Source organism: Rhodocaloribacter sp., from assembly GCF_056451265.1.
Genome location: NZ_JBWOPL010000050.1, coordinates 1 through 18,749, shown reverse-complemented (window position 1 = coordinate 18,749; position 18,749 = coordinate 1). Strand labels below are relative to the sequence as shown.

18 protein-coding genes are annotated in these 18,749 nt (G+C 62.6%); 14 read left to right on the top strand and 4 right to left on the bottom strand.

Features of this window, described 5'->3' with window-relative positions; all coding sequences use genetic code 11:
* Nucleotides 1–6 precede the first annotated feature (6 nt).
* The 13 genes from AC1HIY_RS08585 (at nucleotide 7) to fliR (ending at nucleotide 12,959) form a co-directional block, all read left to right on the top strand.
* The gene (locus AC1HIY_RS08585) at nucleotides 7–1,779 is read left to right on the top strand and encodes a chemotaxis protein CheA (protein WP_479576313.1); all 1,773 of its coding nucleotides are present in this window, start codon (nucleotides 7–9) and stop codon (nucleotides 1,777–1,779) included.
* A 108-nt stretch (nucleotides 1,780–1,887) separates the two neighbouring features.
* On the top strand, nucleotides 1,888–3,003 hold the full coding sequence (locus tag AC1HIY_RS08580) for a protein-glutamate methylesterase/protein-glutamine glutaminase (protein ID WP_479576312.1): 1,116 nt from the start codon (nucleotides 1,888–1,890) through the stop codon (nucleotides 3,001–3,003).
* Nucleotides 3,004–3,223: 220 nt separating this feature from the next.
* A complete protein-coding gene (locus AC1HIY_RS08575; protein WP_479576311.1) occupies nucleotides 3,224–3,784 on the top strand; it encodes an ABC transporter substrate binding protein in 561 nt (186 codons plus the stop codon).
* A 316-nt stretch (nucleotides 3,785–4,100) separates the two neighbouring features.
* The gene (locus AC1HIY_RS08570) at nucleotides 4,101–5,948 is read left to right on the top strand and encodes a methyl-accepting chemotaxis protein (protein ID WP_479576310.1); all 1,848 of its coding nucleotides are present in this window, start codon (nucleotides 4,101–4,103) and stop codon (nucleotides 5,946–5,948) included.
* Nucleotides 5,949–6,233: 285 nt separating this feature from the next.
* Nucleotides 6,234–7,022 carry a motility protein A gene (locus AC1HIY_RS08565; protein WP_479576309.1) on the top strand — a complete coding sequence of 263 codons (789 nt, stop codon included), beginning with the start codon at nucleotides 6,234–6,236 and terminating at the stop codon, nucleotides 7,020–7,022.
* Nucleotides 7,023–7,046: 24 nt separating this feature from the next.
* Nucleotides 7,047–7,805, top strand: coding sequence for an OmpA/MotB family protein (locus AC1HIY_RS08560; protein ID WP_479576308.1), 759 nt, complete (start codon nucleotides 7,047–7,049; stop codon nucleotides 7,803–7,805).
* Nucleotides 7,751–8,281, top strand: a complete 531-nt coding sequence (locus tag AC1HIY_RS08555) for a flagellar basal body-associated FliL family protein (RefSeq protein WP_479576307.1) — start codon at nucleotides 7,751–7,753, stop codon at nucleotides 8,279–8,281. The genes AC1HIY_RS08560 and AC1HIY_RS08555 overlap by 55 nt, the downstream gene beginning before the upstream one ends.
* 89 nt (nucleotides 8,282–8,370) lie before the next feature.
* Nucleotides 8,371–9,399, top strand: a complete 1,029-nt coding sequence (gene fliM, locus AC1HIY_RS08550) for a flagellar motor switch protein FliM (protein ID WP_479576306.1) — start codon at nucleotides 8,371–8,373, stop codon at nucleotides 9,397–9,399.
* Nucleotides 9,389–10,252 (top strand): flagellar motor switch protein FliN, encoded by an 864-nt coding sequence (gene fliN / locus AC1HIY_RS08545; protein ID WP_479576305.1) that lies wholly within the window; start codon nucleotides 9,389–9,391, stop codon nucleotides 10,250–10,252. The genes fliM and fliN overlap by 11 nt, the downstream gene beginning before the upstream one ends.
* Before the next feature lie 148 nt (nucleotides 10,253–10,400).
* Nucleotides 10,401–11,015 (top strand): flagellar biosynthetic protein FliO, encoded by a 615-nt coding sequence (locus tag AC1HIY_RS08540; RefSeq protein WP_479576304.1) that lies wholly within the window; start codon nucleotides 10,401–10,403, stop codon nucleotides 11,013–11,015.
* Nucleotides 11,012–11,851, top strand: a complete 840-nt coding sequence (gene fliP, locus AC1HIY_RS08535) for a flagellar type III secretion system pore protein FliP (RefSeq protein ID WP_479576303.1) — start codon at nucleotides 11,012–11,014, stop codon at nucleotides 11,849–11,851. The genes AC1HIY_RS08540 and fliP overlap by 4 nt, the downstream gene beginning before the upstream one ends.
* Before the next feature lie 31 nt (nucleotides 11,852–11,882).
* Entirely contained in the window at nucleotides 11,883–12,152 is a 270-nt protein-coding gene (gene fliQ / locus AC1HIY_RS08530; protein WP_456427668.1) for a flagellar biosynthesis protein FliQ, read from the top strand.
* 33 nt (nucleotides 12,153–12,185) lie between these two features.
* Nucleotides 12,186–12,959, top strand: a complete 774-nt coding sequence (gene fliR / locus AC1HIY_RS08525; protein WP_479576302.1) for a flagellar biosynthetic protein FliR — start codon at nucleotides 12,186–12,188, stop codon at nucleotides 12,957–12,959.
* Nucleotides 12,960–13,477: 518 nt separating this feature from the next.
* Here the strand turns inward: fliR and AC1HIY_RS08520 are convergent.
* Nucleotides 13,478–14,467 (bottom strand): D-alanine--D-alanine ligase family protein, encoded by a 990-nt coding sequence (locus AC1HIY_RS08520; protein ID WP_479576301.1) that lies wholly within the window; start codon nucleotides 14,465–14,467, stop codon nucleotides 13,478–13,480.
* Between the two features lie 288 nt (nucleotides 14,468–14,755).
* Here AC1HIY_RS08520 and AC1HIY_RS08515 point away from each other — a divergent pair, with 288 nt between their 5' ends.
* Nucleotides 14,756–15,559: a cyclase family protein gene (locus AC1HIY_RS08515; protein WP_479576300.1), complete on the top strand. Its 804-nt coding sequence runs from the start codon at nucleotides 14,756–14,758 to the stop codon at nucleotides 15,557–15,559.
* Nucleotides 15,560–15,575: 16 nt separating this feature from the next.
* Here the strand turns inward: AC1HIY_RS08515 and AC1HIY_RS08510 are convergent, their stop codons facing one another.
* From AC1HIY_RS08510 to AC1HIY_RS08500, 3 genes are all read right to left on the bottom strand, one after another.
* Complete coding sequence (locus AC1HIY_RS08510; protein WP_479576299.1) at nucleotides 15,576–16,571, bottom strand: DUF4097 family beta strand repeat-containing protein; 996 nt, start codon at nucleotides 16,569–16,571, stop codon at nucleotides 15,576–15,578.
* Between the two features lie 154 nt (nucleotides 16,572–16,725).
* The gene (locus AC1HIY_RS08505; protein WP_479576298.1) at nucleotides 16,726–17,604 is read right to left on the bottom strand and encodes a cell division protein FtsX; all 879 of its coding nucleotides are present in this window, start codon (nucleotides 17,602–17,604) and stop codon (nucleotides 16,726–16,728) included.
* 156 nt (nucleotides 17,605–17,760) lie between these two features.
* Nucleotides 17,761–18,749, bottom strand: a 989-nt coding sequence (locus tag AC1HIY_RS08500; protein WP_479576297.1) for a Gfo/Idh/MocA family protein, incomplete at its 5' end; no start/stop codon positions are given.

The following is an 18,749-nucleotide window of genomic DNA, read 5'->3' as shown; positions in this document are numbered from 1 at the left end:
GAAGTAATGGCTGATCATCCCGCTTTTTCGGAAGACCTCCGCGAGATCCTGGAGAGCTTCGTCGTCGAAACACAGGAGATCTTCGAGGAACTCGACAACGACCTGCTCGAGCTCGAACAAAACGCGCACGACCCTGAACTCGTCGACAAGATCTTCCGCGCCGTGCACACGGTCAAGGGCACCTCGGGCTTCCTCAGCCTCGAACAAATCTCCGTGCTCGCCCATCACTTCGAGGACGTGCTCAACCGCCTGCGCAAGGGACAGCTCGAACTCGTCCCCGGCATGATGGACGTCATGTTCGAGGCCTTCGATATGATGAAGGCGCTCCTGCAACAGGTCGTCGACGAACAACTCGTGGAGATCGACCTTTCGGGCGTGATCGGCAAGCTCGAGCGCATTGCCGAAGGGACCTTTTCCGCCGAAGCGCCCGCGGCGCCCTCCCGAGACCGGGCCGACGCGCCCGAAGAGACGCCGAAACCGGGGGCCATGCCTGCCGAAGAGGACCCTCCCGCGCCCCCGAAAAAAACGGAACGGAAAGCCTCCGGACGCTCCGAGCGCAACACGGAAACCATCCGTGTGGAAGTCCGACGCCTCGACAGTCTGATGGACCTCGTCGGTGAACTCGTCCTCGGACGCAACCGTCTCCTCCAGCTTGTTTCGGACCTCGACGGCGAGCACGATGCCCAGGACCTCATCCACGAACTCGTCGACACGAGCACCCAGGTTGATTTCATAACGACCGAGCTTCAGGCGGCCGTCATGCACACACGCATGGTTCAGATCGGCCGTGTGTTCAACAAGTTTCCCCGGGTGGTCCGCGACCTTGCGAAGGAGTTCAACAAGCAGATCGACCTCGTGATCGAGGGTCAGGATACGGAAGTTGACAAGTCCCTCATTGAAGAGATCAGTGATCCGCTCGTGCATTTGATCCGGAATGCCTCCGATCATGGGGTGGAGACCCCGGAGGTCCGCCGGGCTCAGGGCAAGCCCGACCGGGGAACCATTCGCCTGACTGCGGCCCATGAGGGCAACCACATCGTCATCCGCGTCGAAGACGACGGAGCCGGGATCGATCCCGAAAAAATCAAGGCCCACGCGATCTCCAGAGGCCTCATCACACGGAAAGAAGCCGATGAGATGAAAGATCAGAACGCTTTCGATCTCATCTTTGCGCCGGGCTTCAGCACCGCGAAATCCGTCAGTCAGGTTTCGGGCCGGGGCGTGGGCATGGACGTGGTGAAAACCAACATCACCCGGCTCAACGGCGCCATTCAGATCGAATCGAAGATCGGAGAAGGAACCCGGTTCACGCTCAAGCTTCCCCTGACGCTCGCCATCATCCAGAGCCTGCTCGTCCATGTGGGTAAGGAGACCTTCGCGATTCCCCTGCACTCCGTCCTCGAAGTGGTCGGGCTAAAAGACGGCGACGTCCAGACGATTCGCGGTCGCGAGGTGATTCGGCTCCGGGAACAGGTGATGCCGCTCGTGCGCATCGGGGAAACCCTGAACGTGCAGGACGCCCACACGGACGACAGCCGGTCCTACGCCGTTATCGTCGGCATCGCCCACCACCGCCTGGGGCTGATCGTGGATGATTTGATCGGCCAGAAAGAGATTGTCATCAAGCCCCTCGGCTCTTTCCTCAAGAAAACGCCCGCCATTGCCGGCTCTACGATCCTCGGGGACGGGCGGGTCATCATGATTCTCGATATGGCCGAGATCGCCCGGATGGAGAACAGCCGGAGACGCGACAGCTTTGACCAGCGTGAGGCTGCATGAAGCCCCCCGGAAGCGCCCCTTTGATCTGACGCCGATGCACCGGCCAAATGATTCCACGTTATCATATTTAAAATAATCAACTATTTACTCACCTTTTAGAAGCCTCCCATGATTCGCATCCTTGTCGTAGACGATTCGGCGTTCATGAGAAAGGCGCTTTCGATGATGCTCTCTGAAGATCCGGAGATCCAGATCATCGATACCGCCCGTGACGGGATCGAGGCGATAGAGAAGGTAAAAAAACTCGCCCCGGACCTCGTTACGCTCGACATCGAGATGCCGCGGATGGACGGGCTGACGGCTCTGCGCCACATCATGAAGGAGCACCCTTGCCCGGTGCTCATGGTCAGTTCGCTGACCAAAGAGGGCGCGCAAGCCACGCTTGACGCCCTCGAAGCGGGCGCGGTCGATTTCATACCCAAGCAACTGTCGTTCGTCTCCCTCGAGATCACCAAGATCAAGGCGGAGTTGATCGCCAAGGTCAAGGCCATTGTGCGATCCCGGAAACGGTCGCACGGAGGCTCCGTGCCCGTCCCGACGAACCGACCCTCGAGAGCCTCGTCCTCGCTCCTTTTTCGACGGGCGCGGCTCGTAGCCGTCGGCATCTCTACCGGCGGCCCGGCCGCCCTTCAGAAGGTGATCCCCCTTCTGCCCGCCGGTTTTCCCTTGCCGGTGACCGTCGTCCAGCATATGCCTCCTCATTTCACCCGTTCCCTTGCGAAGAGGCTCAATGGACTCAGCCCGTTAGAAGTCGTTGAGGCCGAAAAGGGGATGAAGGTCGTCCCGGGCAGGGTCTACATTGCCCCGGGCGGCAAACATCTGATCTTACGCGCGGCCGGCCCCGATGTGATCGTTGACACACCGGATCAGCCGGCTACGTTGCATCGCCCGTCGGTGGATGTCATGTTCGAGTCCGCCAACAAGGCCTATGGCGGGCGCGTATTGGCCGCCGTGATGACCGGAATGGGACACGACGGCCGGGACGGGGCGGCGTCGATCCGGAAGCGGGGCGGAAAGGTCATCGCTCAGGATGAAGCGTCTTGCGTAGTCTATGGGATGCCCCGAGCCATCGTCGAGGACGGGCTGGCCGACGCCGTCGTGTCTCTGGACCGCATGGCGCAGGTCATCCAGGCAGCCGTAGGCCTCGCCCCGTCGGCTGCCCCGCGCGCTCGTTTTACAGCCACCCCGGAATACGCAGCCTTCCGAAGAGAGCGCAAAACTTGACCCATTTCATCTCCATCACTTTTCCAACACATAAATTGTCAATTTCATCGACTATACGATCGTTTTCCACCCTGAAGTTTCCCGGGGGGAAATGTACCGGGCTCAAAGGATCAGCTTAAGAAATTTCTTCCTTTGACGATAATGATCGCATACCCCCCATCCCGATCATCAGACCCTCACCCCAACCAAAGCCCAATTAACATTCGTGGAGGTAGTGCCCATGCGCAGGCAGTTTCAGATCGCGCTTACGGTCTTCACCCTTGCCTTAACCGGCGCCGTTGCTCCTCCCCCCCCGGGGAACGGAGCGACCATCATCCAGCAGATGTTCGTGATCAAGGAACTGAAACCGGACGTCGAACGCGTCGGCATCATCCTGGACACGAACGTCTCCCCTGTTGAGAAGCTCATGCCGCAGATTCAGCGGGCGGGCGCCTCGACCGGCATCAAGGTCTTTCTCACCGAAGTGAAAGACCTCAAGGACGTCGCCCCCATGTACCGGAAGTTATCCCGAGATCACAATATCCAGGCGCTTCTGATCGTCAACGGCGAAGGCGTCATGGGGAACCCGGTCGCCCGGAGCTTCCTGATCAAAAACGCCACCACGGCGAGCATCCCGATTTTTGCGCCGGATGCCGACTGGATAAACGAAGGCGCGAGTGTTTCCATCACCAAGGTCAACGGGAGCATTTCTCTGCTGGTAAACCGCGCGGCTGCCTCGGCGACGGCCCTGCAGATCCCGGAGAAATACCTTGAGCGCACGGAATATCTCGCCTTGAACTGACCCGGGGCTTATCTCGGAAGACGGTAGCGAGATCGAGCGGTGCAAAGGCCCTACGCTGGCCCTTTCCGAGTTCCGGGAAGTGTTGCGCCCGCCTCCCGGCCTCCGGCGGATTCCTCGGGGCTCAAAAGGTCTGTCCGCAGCGCATCCGCTCCCCGTATTTCTCCCTTCCCCAGACCCGCCACACCAGCCCCGTCTCGGGGATGGATTTACCCCTCCGCTTCCACGCTAGGCCAAACAAATCCCCCTGTGCACCATGCCGAAGCTTTCATCATCCCCCAAAAGACTCTTCACCGGCTTAAACCTCCGGAACCGGTTCATGGTTCAACTTGGAGCCATTGCCTTTTTCACCTTTCTTCTGTTCTTCCTTTTCGCCCGGTACGCCATCAACCTGACGGAGCGTGAATTCGAACAGCGCAGCATTTTGCTGGCCGAGACGCTCGGCTCCGAGTCGGTGCTCAACCTCGTCATGCAGGACACGGAAGGGCTGCGCGAACGACTGGAGATGGTCGTGGACAACGGGAATGCCGTCGCCGGCGCTTTTTATGACCCCGAGGGCGCGCTCGTCTCCGAGTATGAGATGGTGGATCGAATTGCCGAGGACGATCGTCTCGTAGACCCGAATCGCATGCTTCGATGGACGAACACGATAGACGGAGAGCCCGTGCTCGTCACGTTTTCGGACATCCGGGGAGAGAACGACGGCGCGGACGATGCCGTGAAGGGGTACGTCATGGTGGCCGTCCCCTCGGCCGCTCTCCATGAACAGAAGCGCACGGCGATGATCATTTCTCTCGCCATCCCGACCTTCCTGGCCCTGCTGGCCTGGCTGATACTCGTTCAGATGCGACGGAAAGTCGTTCGCCCCCTCGAGGCGCTCCGCGATGCGGCTCAGGCCGTCGAGAAGGGCGACCTTTCGGTGCGGGTCGATTGCAAGCAGACCGACGAGATCGGCGAACTGGCTTCGTCGTTCAATGCGATGGTCGAAGCCAATGAGCGCGCCACCTGGGCTCTCAAAGAACAGACCGAACAGTCGGAAGCTGCGCAGAGACGGGCGATGGAGCTTCAGCAAGAGGCCGAGGAGGAAAGAAAATATCTTCGGGAACAGTTTCAGCGGATCTCCACCGTCATCGCAGCCGTCACGCGCGGCGATTTGACCCGTCGGCTGGAGGTGGAGCGAGAAGATGAGGTGGGGGCGCTCATCCACGGTATCAACCAGATGATCCACGACCTCGCCGGGCTGATCCACGAGGTGCACACGTCCGGCAACGAGCTCTCCGAGGCGGCCCATCGGGTTGCTTCCTCTGCCGAAGAGATGTCCACCGGTGCGAAGAATCAGGCCGGACAAACCATCGAAGTGGCGGCGGCGGTCGAAGAGATGTCGGCCACCATAGCCGAGTCCTCCCGCAACGCGTATGAGGCCAACGAGATGGCCAAGCGAGCTTCGGATCTGGCTGCCGAAGGCGAAAGCGTTTTCCGTGAGACGACGGAAGGCATGCGGCGAATCGCTACGATCGTTCAGGAGTCCGCAGAGAAAGTGACGGCGCTCGGGGATTCGAGTGCGCAGATCGGCGAGATCATCCAGGTCATCGGCGGCATTGCAGATCAGACCAACCTCCTGGCCCTCAATGCCGCCATCGAGGCGGCCCGAGCCGGCGAGCAGGGACGCGGGTTTGCCGTGGTGGCCGACGAAGTGCGCAAGCTGGCCGAGCGCACGAGCGAGGCAACCAAGCAGATCGGCGAGATGATCACCCGGATCCAGTCCAACACCGACGAGGTCGTGGCTTCCATGACGCGCGGGAACGAAGAGGTTAAGTCCGGATTGCTTCAGGCAGACAATGCCACGCACGCCTTGAGTGAGATCATCGAGTCCATCAACAAGATGGATTCGATGATCGACCAGATTGCGGCGGCCAGCCAGCAGCAATCGACGGCCAGCAGCCAGATCTCCCAGAACGTTGAGTCCATCTCTTCGGTCGCCAAAGAAGTGTCCAACGCAACGACCGACCTTGCATATACCGCCGACGTGATGAACCGGCAAGTCGAAACGCTCCGACAGCTCATCGAACGGTTCTCCATCAATGACCGGCACGGGTCCACCGAAGGGGCCCCGCCGCCCGAGCCCTTCTTCTCGAGCGGCGACGGCGCACCGAGCTATCACCCCTGAGTTTCCGTTCCATTGATGCGTGACAGGAAAACCGGGCTTCCGTGAATTCGGGAGTCCGGTTTTCGTTTCCTCATCCCTTTTTTCGACTGACGCGCCTCTCTGGTCCGGCTTCACCGGGACGCATCGCAACGGACGCTTAAAAAGCAGGACGGAACACCGATACTGTGGGTACCTCATCCTCCGGCGCCTACCGAACCGTTGCCGGAAGATGCACCACGACCCATTCGTAGTCTGGACCTTCCGTACGGGCGCCGCCAGGTTGACCTCTAGGCCTCTGTAGACCACATGAAAGCAACTCCCATTGGTATTGGCGCAGGGTTCGCGCTCATTTTCGGCACCATCTTCATGGGGGAAGGTTGGGCGACGTTTTTCGACGTCCCCTCCCTCGTGATGGTCGTGGGCGGCACCATCGCCGCCCTCATGGTGGGATTTTCATTCGACGAACTGAAACAGTCCATCGCGGGCGCCAAGGGGGTCTTCAGCTTCAAGGCTCCTGACCTCGAGTCCTACGTCACCCAGTTCGCCGAACTCTCTAGAACGGCTCGCCGGGAGGGACTGCTTGCGCTCGACCGGCAAATCCAGGATTGTGAGGACGAGTTCATGAAGTTCGGCCTGGAAATGGCTGTGGACGGCATCGAAGACGTCGAGATCGACGAACTCATGAAAGGTCGCATCGCCACCGAGGCCGGACAGATGGCGCTCACCTCGAAGTTTTTCAACTCGGCGGGCACCTATTGTCCGGCCTTTGGAATGGTCGGCACGCTGATCGGGCTGATCCAGATGATGCAGAACCTGACGGACCCCGCCGCCATCGGCGCGGGCATGGCCGTGGCCATGATCACCACCTTCTACGGAGCCTTGCTCGCCAACCTGATCTTCCTGCCAATGGCCAACAAGGCCAAGGCCCAGATGGGCGACGCGCTCAAGGCACGGACCATCGTGCATACGGGCGTGCTCAGCATCGTGCGCGGCGAGAGTCCGAGCATGGTCGAAAAACGCCTCCGCCTGTTCCTGCTCGACGACGCCGAAGGCCAGGACGCCGAAGAACCCGCCCCGCTCAAGAAAGCCGCCTGACGAACCCCAACACCTTGACGGACCGTGAGTGATCTGCCGAACATAGCCGACGACGACGACGACGAACCGTCCGCTCCATTCTGGATGACGACCTTCAGCGACATGGCTACATTGTTGCTGACGTTCTTCGTTATGATCGTGTCGATGTCCGAAGTGGAAGTGAAAAAATTCAAGGAGGCCCTGAGCTATTTTCAGGGAAGCACCGGCGTGCTCGCACAGGATGCCGTGCTCCCGCCCTCGCGCCCGAAGGTCATTTCGAAGAAAGCAAAGAACGTCGAAAACCAGGAGGAGAAGTACGAGCGTGTGATGCAGTACCTTCAGGAGAACGACCTCCTGGACAAGGTGCAGGTGACCCTCCTGGAAGAAGGGGTTCACGTGTTGATCTCCGATTCGGTCATGTTCCGTTCCGGCGAAGCCGAGTTGATCGACCCTTCGCGCTCGCTCCTTCGGATGATCGCCGACGTGCTCAGCGACGAGATCTCGGAAGTGATCGTGGAGGGCCACACGGACAACCGTCCGATCAACACCAACCTTTTTCCTTCGAACTGGGAACTATCGACCGCGCGCGCCGCTTCGGTCGTCCGTTTTCTGCTCGAACAGTCTTCAGCCCTCGATCCCTCGCGGTATTCGGCCGTCGGTTATGGCGAATATCAACCGCTCGCCTCGAACGACACCGCGGCCGGGAGGGCGAAAAACCGACGTGTCGCAATTTTATTTAAATGGAAGTCATGGCAGACGAACCCAACGAACAACCGGCAGCAACCGCCGAAGGAGACGCCGTAAAGACGAAAGGGGGAAAATCCTTCCTCCTGATGATCCTTCCCGTGCTTTTCGTCGCCCTCACCGGGGGCGGATGGATCGCCTTTAGCTATTATCCGAAGCTAATGCTCGTAGCCGAAGTATTTGGGCGCGATATTGGCTCAGACGCAGCCGAGGAAGAAGCCGAACCCATCGAATACGGTCAGTTCACGGAGCTTCAGGGGTTGATCATCAATCCTTCCGACAGCGAAGGCACCCGGTATCTGATGTTGAACATCGGGATCGAGGCGCTGGACGCCGGCGTGCTCGAACAGGTCGATCAGATGGACATGGTGATCCGGGACACGATCCTCAAGCTATTGAGCCGACGCACGGTACGGGAGCTCTCGGACATCAACCTCCGCGACGAGATCAAGACGGAATTGAAGCAGGCGATCAACGACATCCTGAAAGACGGAGAGATCACGCGCCTGTATTTCACGCAATACGTCCTCCAGTAACGGACCCTCTTCGCGGATAGGCTTCATCCGGCGTGTAGCACACGTCATCCCGTTCCGTTGTACCAAAGCAGTGCCGGGTGTCTGTCGCCATGACGAAACCGCTCAGTCAGGATGAAATTGACATTCTCCTGGAAGTAAGAAACCAGATTGGAGAGGATGAGGAGTCCGGGTACGACTTCGATGATCTCGCGTCGATGATTGCGGTCGATGCGGAGAAGAAAGTCAACCCCTATAATTTCAAGCGACCGCGGCTTTTCTCACAGGATCAGATGCGTCTGCTCAATTATGTGCACGACGCCTTTGCCCGCGATCTTTCCGTCTATCTTTCCGCGCAGCTCCGCACCATCGTCGACATTTCGCTCACGTCCATGGACCAGGTGCTCTATTCGGAGTACGTGATGTCGAGCGCCCCTCCGTCGGCCCTGTACGTAGTCGGCATCAAGGATCTGCCCCAGCAACTCGTCTTCGAGCTCGATCCCCGACTGGTCATCTTCATGATCGAGAAGCTCTTCGGCGGCTCGGGCGTCTTCGTCCGGAAACCCCGGGAAATCTCCCAGATCGAGCGAAGGATCATGAGCAAGATCATGAGCCGGGCCTTCCGCGAACTCGAGAAGTCGTGGCAACAGGTCCACGAAGTGGAGATGTATGAGGAGTCTTTCGAAACCAACGCGGAATTCGTCCAGATCATCCCGGGCGTCGAGCCGGCGCTGGTCGGCACGTTCGACATTTCGATCTACGAGCAACACTCGTTCCTCAACATCTGCTACCCGTACATCCTCCTTGAACGCATGCTCGGACGAGCAGGCATCAAGCAATGGCTCTCCAGCACGACGAGCGACGTCGACCCGAAAATACGATCCCGGTACGAGGAATCGATCCGGAATACAACCGTAGAGATGCGCGCCGAACTGGGCCGTACGACGCTTCCGATCTCAGAACTGACGAGACTGGAAGTCGGCGACGTGATTCCGCTGCAACAGAAGGTGACGGAACCGGTCCGGGTCTTTATTGGGGATCGGGAAACTTTCAGGGCCACCTCCGGAAAAGCGGGGAAACGGCGCGCCCTGCGCATTCTGGACGTAAACGAACCCCAACCCTTCGAAGAATATGAGTCCTAGCATCGACACGTTCATCCCCCAGGCTCAGGAAGCCCTCCGCGGCTTTCTGTCCACCCTGCTCGGCGAGGAGGCTCCGCTGACCATCGACGCTCCCGAGGCTTCGTCGATGGAGGCCGTCCGTTCCGAAGAAGGCCCGATGCTGAACATCGTGGGATCCCCGGAGCCGGGCTTCGCCATTCGCCTGTCCCCGCAATGGCTTCCACTGCTTTCGAAAGCCATGCTCGGCGAAGAAGTCCGCGCCGGGGAAGAGGGGTATGAGGATCTGGTCTCAGAGTTGATGGGGCAGGCCTACGGAGCCCTCCGGACGCAGCTTTCCGGCGCCGGCGTGACGCTGCCGGAGGTCACCTTCAAGATCCTTGCCCCCGAGGAGTCCTTTCCCGAGGACTTGCTGCCCGGCGCCCTGTGGAAGGTCTCGGGCCACATGGAGATCGGCGGGGAAACGCTCCAGGGCGCAGTCCTTCTGCCGAAACGGCCCGAAACCACTCCGCCCGAGCCCGCCCCTTCGGCCGCTGCTCCCCAGCCCGCAGCAGCCTCGGTGCCCGTCGCGCCGCTCCAGTTCCCGGACCTGGGGCAAGAAACGTTCGGCGACGGCGGACATCCGTTCGGCCTCCTGGCCGACGTCGAACTCGAAGTAACGGTTGAACTGGGCCGACGGCGACTGCCGCTGGCCGACATCCTACGCCTGACCAGCGGCAGCGTGATCGAGTTGGAGAAGTTGGTCGGGGAGCCGCTCGATATCTATGCCAACGGCCGATTTATCGCCCAGGGCGAAGCCGTCGTCATCGACGAGCAGTTCGGCATTCGAATCACGACGCTCGCCACGGCCCGGCGCGCGGACAAGGCCGTTCGCTGAGCACCCCGTCCGCGCCGGCGGCGCTCTGCCCGACGTTTTAGAGCACCTTCTGCCCGGTCGGCATTGTTTTGGCATTCGACACGCTCAAGGTTGCGAGCGCGCCTCTGGGGCCCCGCTCGCATGAGTGCCATGCAATCCGTGCCGCATCGTGAGCAATTTCTTCCCCCGGTCGTTTCGGCCCTTCGCCCGCGCCTCCACGCCCCGCCGTCCACAGCGTCCCCTGTCGCGCCTCCTCTTTTTCATCGGCGCGTTGCTGTTGCTCTGGGCGGCGTCCCGGTTGATGCCGGCTCGCACGTCTTCTCCTCCCGTCGTGCTGTCGACCGAAGCCTCCGGCGCCGTCGCCGCCATCCCTGAGGCCGGGACCACCATCCGGAAACCCTCCAGTTTGCTTCGGCCGGGATACTTCGTCGTCGTGGCGATCCTGATCGGGGGCGTCGGCCTGGCCGTCCACCTGCGTCGCCGGGAAGGCGGCGGAGGAAGCGGGGGGCTTCCATTGCGGACGCTCGGGCAGATGCAGGTGGCCCCACAACAACACCTCCGGCTCGTCTCCTGTGGTGAGGACGTGTTGCTCCTCGGCGTCACCGCCGGACAGATCACTCTTCTGAAAAGCTATCCGAAAGACGCCTTCCCGTCGGCAGAGGAACCGGAGGCCTCGCCCGCTGTCTCCGCCGCGAGCGCACCTTCGCAAGCCGAGCCGTTCGCCGACGTCCTTCGCCGCTTCGCCCGCCGGCACATCAACGCACAGGCTTCCCGATCCGTATGAAGCACGCGACCCGTTCCCCGCGCGCGTTTGCAATCCTCGTGTGGATGATACTCGCCGTCACGTTCGCGCCACGCGCGAGCCTGGGACAACAGACCGCCCCGGGCCCCGCCCCGTCCCTTCTCGCCGACAGCACGGGACAGGCGGCTTCCTCTCCCGGCTCGTTCGGCGTCCTGCCGAAGGTGCGGCTCTCCCGCGGCGACGAGGATTACGAACTCCCCATTCAGCTGCTCCTGCTGCTGACGGTCCTTTCGCTGGCCCCCGCGCTGGTCATTCTGATGACGAGCTTCACGCGGCTGGTGATCATCTTCGGCATCCTCCGTCAGGCGCTCGGCACCCAGCAGTCGCCGCCGTCACAGGTCATCATCGGACTGGCGCTCTTTCTGACCTTCTACATCATGTACCCGGTCTTCGACACGATCAACCAGGATGCGCTTCAGCCCTACATTGCCGGGGAGATGGGCCAGAAGGAAGCGCTCGACCGCGCGGCCCGGCCCATGAAAAGCTTCATGCTCACCCAGACGCGCGAGAAGGACCTGCTCCTCTTCATGGACCTCGCCTCCATCAAATCTTTCAAGGCGCCCGAGGAAGCTCCGCTTCACGTGCTCGTGCCGGCCTTCGTCATCAGCGAGCTTCGCATCGCCTTTCAGATCGGCTTCATGATCTTCCTCCCGTTCCTCATCATCGACCTCGTGGTGGCCAGCGTGTTGATGAGCATGGGCATGATGATGCTTCCACCGGTGATGATCTCTCTACCCATCAAATTACTCCTTTTCGTGCTCGCCGACGGATGGTACCTGATCGTCGAGTCCGTCGTGCAGGGATATACGATCCTCTAGCTGTATTCACCACCCTTAACCTCGCGCACGCATGAACACCGATCTCGCTCTGTACTGGGCCCAGGAAGCCATGCGCACGGCGCTGATGCTCACGCTCCCGCTGCTTGGCGCAGCCCTCATGATCGGCCTGACGGTCAGCCTCTTCCAGGCGGTGACCTCGATCCAGGAGATGACCCTCAGCTATGTGCCGAAGATGCTCATCGTCGGAGCCATCCTCCTCTTCATGGCCCCCTGGATGATTCAGATGCTCGTAGACTTCACGGTCAACGTCTTCACCTTCATCCCGAGCATCTCGCGATAGCCGGAATCGCCCCGCACGAGGCGCACCGATCCCATGGCCTATCTCGACCCCGAGTATTACCTCAACGTGTTCCTCGTCTTCGTCCGAATCGGGGGCCTGATGCTGACCGCTCCCTTTTTCGGGCAGACCACGATCCCGGTGCGGCTCCGCATCTTCATCGCCGTGCTGTTGGCCTACCTCATCGTCGGATTGCGCCCCGGACCGCTGCCGGAAGCGGCCTTTACGACCTTCGGGCTCATGCTCCTCGTCGGCATCGAAGCGCTGACCGGAGCCGTCATCGGGCTGTCGAGCCAGTTCATTTTCTGGGGCGTGCAATACGCCGGAGACATCCTCGGATTCCAGATGGGGCTCAGCCTGGCCCAGGTGTTCAATCCCATCGACGGGCAGCAAACCAACCCCATGGGACGCTTCCTCCTCATGACGTTTCTGCTCGTCTTCATTCTTCTCGACGGCCCGCACCTGCTCCTGATCGCGCTCATCTCCTCCTTCGACGTGGTCCCGCTCGGGGGCGCAAACCTCGCCTCCGTCGGCCCGCTCATGCTCGACTGGACGGGCGGGCTGTTTCTGACGGCGCTTCGCCTCGCTGCGCCGTTCATGGTCACGTTCTTCCTCGTCGAAGCGACGATGGGCATCTTCGCGCGCGTCGTGCCCCAGGCCGACCTCTTTGCCCTGAGCATGCCCCTGAAACTCCTCATCGGTCTCGGGCTCGGCTACCTCTTCCTCCAAAATTTCTTCCCCATCATCCCCACCTTCGTCGATCAGATGAACGACGCGCTCCATACCCTCATTGCCGTGCTCGGGCAATAAGAAAAGCTGGAAAAACGCCGGGGTGACGGTGGGGGTACCTCCCGGTCGAGTTCGTCTAGGGCTTCGGGAGTCCACTCTTTGACACACAGCGGTTATCGAGCCTTTTTTCCAGGCAAGACAAAGCTCCCGGGTCTATCCGCACCCCCCGTGATTGCACGTGAATGCTATCATATTTTTGCCGAAAAATGGATCTGGCCCGGGGAATCCACCTTACGCCCAGAAACATAAATCAACCCGCTAACCAATAAAAGGGCAGGGCTACGGCGTAGCGCAATGACATTAACCCTTCGACATCAAACTATTCATAAAAAGCTCTATAAAACATTTCCATATCCGGGGATAAATATCCGAAGTGTTGTCCGGTGCGAGCAGCCGGACGGCGCCGGGTGGAAGTCAACGGATCGGGACCGGCGAGCGGGCTCTATCTCGCGCGCGCCGAGTTGGTGTCTTCGACGAACGAGGCGCATCATTTTCCCCTGCACCTTGCCCCTCGTCCAATAACGAAACGAGCCGCCTGGTTATAACCCCAGTCTCCGGAAGCCGCGCTCGAGCACCTCGGCGAGGAACGCTGAGTACGGCTTTCCGGTGAGTTCGGCGAGGATAGCGAAGGTGCCGTCGGGCGCGAAGGTCGGGAGCGGGTTGATCTCGAGAAACCACGGACGCCCTTCCCCGTCGACGCGGAAGTCGATGCGGGCGAAATCCTTGCATGCGAGCTTCTCATAAATGCGGACGGCGAGGCTCTGGAGTTCGGCTTCGAGCGCGGGCGTGAGCCGGCCTTCGAGCGTGTACGCCCACGCGCGCGCAGGCATCGAGCGGCGGTCGAGCGCGTGCAGGCCGATGCCCGTCTCCACCTCGACGGCGCGCTGAAGCGCCGGGAGCGGCTCCGGCGGCGCATTCCCCACCACGGCGACGGTGAACTCGCCCCCGCCCCCGACGAACGTCTCGACAAGGGCCTCCTGCCGGTACGTCGTCACGATGCGCGCCACCTCGTTCCGAAGCCCGGCGACCGTGCGCACCTTGCTCGCCGCCGTGATCCCTTTCGACGAGCCCTCATACCGGGGCTTGACGAAGAGCGGAAACGGGCCGGGCAGATCCGCCTCCGCCACGGCGTCCGCGGAAGCATACGTGCGGTACGGCGGCGTCCGCACCCCGGCGGCGACGGCGAGGTCCTTCGTCCATGCCTTGTCGAGGCTGAGCGAGAGGGTGAGCGCATCGGAGCCGAGGAACGGAACACCCGCCATTTCGAGGAGGACCGGCGCGTACGCCTCGCGGTTGCGCCCCCGCGCCCCCTCGGCGATGTTGACGGCGGCGTCGAAGTCGAGCGCGGGCATCCGGCGCAGGAGGTCGTACGCCGTGCCGACGCGCACGGGCGTATGGCCGAGCGTCTCGAGCGCCGCCGCGAGGGCCGCCACCGTCTCCGGCGGCTCGTTCTCGGCGTCGGCGTCGGGCGCTTCCCCCGGCTCCCACGGGTAATCGTCGAAAAGGTCGTAAATCAGACCAACACGCATCGTCGAAAGGGTCTCATGCTTCACGGGAAAGGCGGGAAGGTACGACGCGCGTGTGCCTCTCTCCACGCCCCCGCCCGATTCCATCGGGATTTCGGATTGTATGGGTGGATGGTTCGGATCAGCTTCGCCGTTTGGCTCTCGTCATGAGGCCATGCACCCGTAGCCGTATGCTTTAGCTTGCGCGAACGGGCAACGCTGCCCACTCCTGCTGAAGAAGAAAAATGGCCGCACCCATCTCCCCACCGCCGTATCTTCCCACCACCCTCCTCACCAAACCCGAGACTTCCGATGAAACCCGCGACCTTTCTCCTCATGACGGCGTTTGCCCTTGCGTCGTGCCGGGCGCCCGAGCCGCCCCCTGCCGCCTTCCCGAACGGCGAGATCATCGACCTCACGTATGCCTTCGATGAGAACACCGTGTACTGGCCCACGGCCTCGGGCTTCGAGAAGACGACCGACTTCGAGGGCATCACCGACGCCGGGTACTATTATGCGGCCTACTCTTTCTCCACCGCCGAGCATGGCGGCACCCACCTCGACGCCCCGGTTCATTTCGCCGAAGGGCAGCGCACCACCGACGAGATCCCGCTCACGCAGCTCATCGGCCCCGCCGTCGTCGTCGACGTGACAGAGAAGGCCGCCGCCGACCGGGATTACCTCGTCACGACGGCGGACTTCGAGGCATGGGAAGCCGAACACGGGCGGCTGCCGGACGGCGTCATCGTGCTTCTCCGCACTGGCTTCGGGCGCTTCTGGCCCGACCGCACCGCGTACATGGGCGCCGACGAGCGCGGCGCGGAGGCCGTGCCGAAGCTCCACTTCCCCGGCCTCGCCCCCGAAGCCGCCCGGTGGCTCGTCGAGAACCGCGCGGTCCATGCCATCGGCCTCGACACTCCGAGCATCGACTACGGGCAGTCGCGCCTGTTCGAGTCGCACCGGACGCTCTTCGCGGCGAACATCCCGGCCTTCGAGAACGTGGCGAACCTCGACCGTCTCCCGACGACCGGCTTCACCGTGATCGCGCTTCCGATGAAGATTCGCGGCGGAAGCGGCGGGCCGCTCCGGATCGTCGCCGTCGTCCCGGAAGGTTGAGCGGCTTTCCTTCCCGTCAGCGCCCCGTCCCGGTCGTATCCGGCGGCGCGATGAAACCCGGCCCGGCGGTCGTGTCCGGCGCAGGGGTCGTGCCCGGCACAGGAGCCGGGACGGCGGGCATCGCCGTCGTGTCGGCGCTCGGTGGAGGCGCGGGCATCGCCGTCGTGTCGGCAGGCATAGGCGCGGGTTCGAGAGCGCCCGCCCGCATCGTGACGGCGCCGTTTTCGGTCTTCAGCGTGACGACCGCCCCGCCGGAGCCTAGTTTTCCACGGAACCGTCCTCCCGCGCCCACGGGATCGAGGCTTCGTTCGGCAAAGGCAAGCCCCTCGACCCTGATCTCACCGGCTTTCGTGCGCGCCTCCACGCGGGCCGAGGCCTCGGGCGGCAGCGCGAGCGTGAGGTCGCCGTTGACCGTGGTGAGGTTCACCCGGGCCTCCGGCGCGAGGCGCGCCATCCCCACGGCGACGTTTCCGTTGTGCGTCTCCACCTCGACCGTGGCCCCCGCACCCGAGATCCATACGTTGCCGTTCTCATCTTTGACCCACACCGGCCCTTCGAGGCCTGCGAGCGTCACATGGCCGTTTTGCAGCAGGATCCGGAGTGTCGTGTTTTTCGGGACCGTGCCCGTCACGTCCACGCGGCTGACCCTCGGCGCGTCGGCGCGGAGCACGTACCGGTACGTCGTTTCGTCGCCGCTCTCCTCGATGCGGATGCGTTCGAGTGCGCGCCGGGCCGCCGACGCGCCATCCCCGCGCGCGTGCTTCGTAAAGGTCAGGTGCGCCACCTCATCGGCGGAGCCCGTGAGCGCGACGTGGCCCGAGAAGCCGTCGAGCACGAGCGTGCGATTCTCCGGCGCGACGGCCCGGGTCACGGTCTCCGTCGCCTCCGTCGTGCCGAGGACGAGCCGGCCTTCCTCCGTCTCCCCCACCCCCGTCCCCTTGCCGCAGGCCGTCAGGCCGAGGAGAATCAGCGTCGCCGCCCCCACGCGGCCCATCATCTTCAAAGGATTCATCTTCTTTCTTCGGAAAAATTCGTCGTTTGTGGGGTGGTGAAGGGCGCCGCACCTTTACGAAGCGTACGCCTCCTTCACGAAAGGATCCAGCCGGAGCGAAAAAAAGATGTGTCGCGCGAGGGCCGGTCCCGGCAATGAAACGCGCGAAGGCGGCTCAGTGGAGCGCCACGTTCTTGACGAAGCGACGCACCGAGAAGTACGACCCGACCCACCCGAGCGCCACGCCGATCGACAGCAGTCCGAGGCCGAACGCGACCGGCACGAGCCCCGGTACGTCGATGGCGGGGAGATAACTCCGCATGAAGGTGTACAGCCCGGCGAGCACCACCAGGGCGAGCACGGCCGCCAGAAAACCTTGCGCAATGCCCTCCACGATGAAGGGACGACGGATGAAGGCGTCGGTGGCTCCGACGAGTTTCATGGTGCGGATCAAGAGACGGCGGGCATAGATCGTCAGCCGGATGGTGTTGGCGACGAGGAACACCGAGGCGAGCACGACGAGCACCCCGAGTGCGAGTCCGATCATCGAGAGCAGCCGCAGGTTTTGCTGCACCTTGACGAGCAAGGGCTGGTTGAAGACGACCTCGTCGACCCGGTTCCACGAGGCAAACTCCTCGACGAGCGCCTGAAGACTGTCCGGGTTGGCATAATCCGGCTCGACGCGCACCTTGATCGAAGCGGGCAGGAACGGCTCGTCGAAGAACAGCTCGGCGCCCTCTCCGAACTCCCGTTTGAAGATGGCCTCGGCCTCGGCGCGGGAGACGTATTCCGTTTCGGCCACGCCCGGCATGGAGGCGGCGCGTTCCTTGAGTGCCTGCGCCATCGGCTCGTTGACGTCTTCGAGGAAAATCTCGAGTTCCCCCACACGTTGCCGGAGCCAGTCGGAGACGGCCTGCGCCTCGTAGGTCAGGAGCATGAACAGCCCGATCATCACGAGCGCAACCGCCATGGCGCTCGTCGAGGCCACGGAAGCAAAACGGGCGCGGCGCAACCCGGCGAGTCCCTCGCGCACACTGTACGGCAACAACGGCATGTCCGGTCTTCGGCTAAAGGTGAGAGCGTCGCGGGCGGATAGTCAACGTCACCCTGCGGGGCGGGGGTTCCGCGGCTCCGCCCTTTCGGGACGAAAGCCTCCCTCCGTGTTTTCGACCCGATCCCGGCTTTCTCAACCGCCGTGGCGCTTCGCTGCTCAAGGACGGACCGGACGGCCCTCACGCGCCGAGCGGAGCAGCGCCGTCAGAACGGCCGTGTTGGCGCGGCTGTCCGCGAGCGGGAGGCCGGGCGTCTTGCCGTCGAGCACGGCGTCGGCCAGGTCCTCGATCTCCCCCGCATACAGATCCTCCGGCCCCGGCACGGAGACGACCACCTCGTCGTCCCCTTTGTGGCGAACGAGCACGAGCGCGGCCTTCGCCGACGGCTTGAACGCCCGTGGCACGTGGAGCACGCCCCGGCTGCCGACGAACGTCATCTCCATGCGAAAGCGCGACCGGAAGCCGCAGTCGAACGGCGCGAGCACACCGCCGGGGAAGCGCATCTGCCCGGCGAGCGAAACATCCACGCCCGTAGAGCCGAGGACCGCGTCGGCGAAAACCGACTCCGGCTCCGCACCGACGACGTACCGGGCAAAATTGACCGGATAGCATCCGACGTCCCACAGGCTCCCGCCGCCCCATTCAGGTCGCCACCGGAAGTCGTCGGGCCGGTCGAGCGTGAACGTGAACGCGCCTCGGACCAGGTGAAGATCGCCGATCTCGCCGCCTTCGATCATTTCGCGCACCCGCCGGGTGCGGGGATGATGGCGATACATGAAGGCCTCCGTCACCACCACACCCGCGCGTCGGGCCGCCTCGCCCACCGCATCCACCTCTGCGACCGTAAGCGCGAGGGGCTTCTCGCAGAGCACGTGCTTGCCGGCCTCCGCCGCGCGGATCGTCCACGGCGCGTGGAGATGGTTTGGCAGAGGGTTGTAGACCACGTCTACGTCGGGATCGGCGAGGAGCGCCCCATAGTCGCCATAGGCCCGGGGGATGTCCCAGGCACGGGCATAGACCTTCGCCCGCTCTTCGTCCCGGCTCGCCACGGCGACGAGCTCGTGCCGCTCGGAACGTCGAAGGGCGGGAATGATCTTTCGGCTGATCCGGGCTGTTCCGAACAGTCCCCATCGTAGCTTTCGCATGA

What these genes read in the sequence shown, in the direction of transcription:
- AC1HIY_RS08580 (WP_479576312.1), top strand. Translation starts at nt 1,888, where the DNA reads ATGATTCGCATCCTTGTCGTAGACGATTCGGCGTTCATGAGAAAGGCG.
- AC1HIY_RS08575 (WP_479576311.1), top strand. Translation starts at nt 3,224, where the DNA reads ATGCGCAGGCAGTTTCAGATCGCGCTTACGGTCTTCACCCTTGCCTTA.
- AC1HIY_RS08515 (WP_479576300.1), top strand. Translation starts at nt 14,756, where the DNA reads ATGAAACCCGCGACCTTTCTCCTCATGACGGCGTTTGCCCTTGCGTCG.
- fliM (WP_479576306.1), top strand. Translation starts at nt 8,371, where the DNA reads ATGACGAAACCGCTCAGTCAGGATGAAATTGACATTCTCCTGGAAGTA.
- fliQ (WP_456427668.1), top strand. Translation starts at nt 11,883, where the DNA reads ATGAACACCGATCTCGCTCTGTACTGGGCCCAGGAAGCCATGCGCACG.
- AC1HIY_RS08585 (WP_479576313.1), top strand. Translation starts at nt 7, where the DNA reads ATGGCTGATCATCCCGCTTTTTCGGAAGACCTCCGCGAGATCCTGGAG.
- AC1HIY_RS08510 (WP_479576299.1), bottom strand. Translation starts at nt 16,571, where the DNA reads ATGAATCCTTTGAAGATGATGGGCCGCGTGGGGGCGGCGACGCTGATT.
- AC1HIY_RS08570 (WP_479576310.1), top strand. Translation starts at nt 4,101, where the DNA reads ATGGTTCAACTTGGAGCCATTGCCTTTTTCACCTTTCTTCTGTTCTTC.
- fliN (WP_479576305.1), top strand. Translation starts at nt 9,389, where the DNA reads ATGAGTCCTAGCATCGACACGTTCATCCCCCAGGCTCAGGAAGCCCTC.
- fliR (WP_479576302.1), top strand. Translation starts at nt 12,186, where the DNA reads ATGGCCTATCTCGACCCCGAGTATTACCTCAACGTGTTCCTCGTCTTC.
- AC1HIY_RS08555 (WP_479576307.1), top strand. Translation starts at nt 7,751, where the DNA reads ATGGCAGACGAACCCAACGAACAACCGGCAGCAACCGCCGAAGGAGAC.
- fliP (WP_479576303.1), top strand. Translation starts at nt 11,012, where the DNA reads ATGAAGCACGCGACCCGTTCCCCGCGCGCGTTTGCAATCCTCGTGTGG.
- AC1HIY_RS08565 (WP_479576309.1), top strand. Translation starts at nt 6,234, where the DNA reads ATGAAAGCAACTCCCATTGGTATTGGCGCAGGGTTCGCGCTCATTTTC.
- AC1HIY_RS08520 (WP_479576301.1), bottom strand. Translation starts at nt 14,467, where the DNA reads ATGCGTGTTGGTCTGATTTACGACCTTTTCGACGATTACCCGTGGGAG.
- AC1HIY_RS08505 (WP_479576298.1), bottom strand. Translation starts at nt 17,604, where the DNA reads ATGCCGTTGTTGCCGTACAGTGTGCGCGAGGGACTCGCCGGGTTGCGC.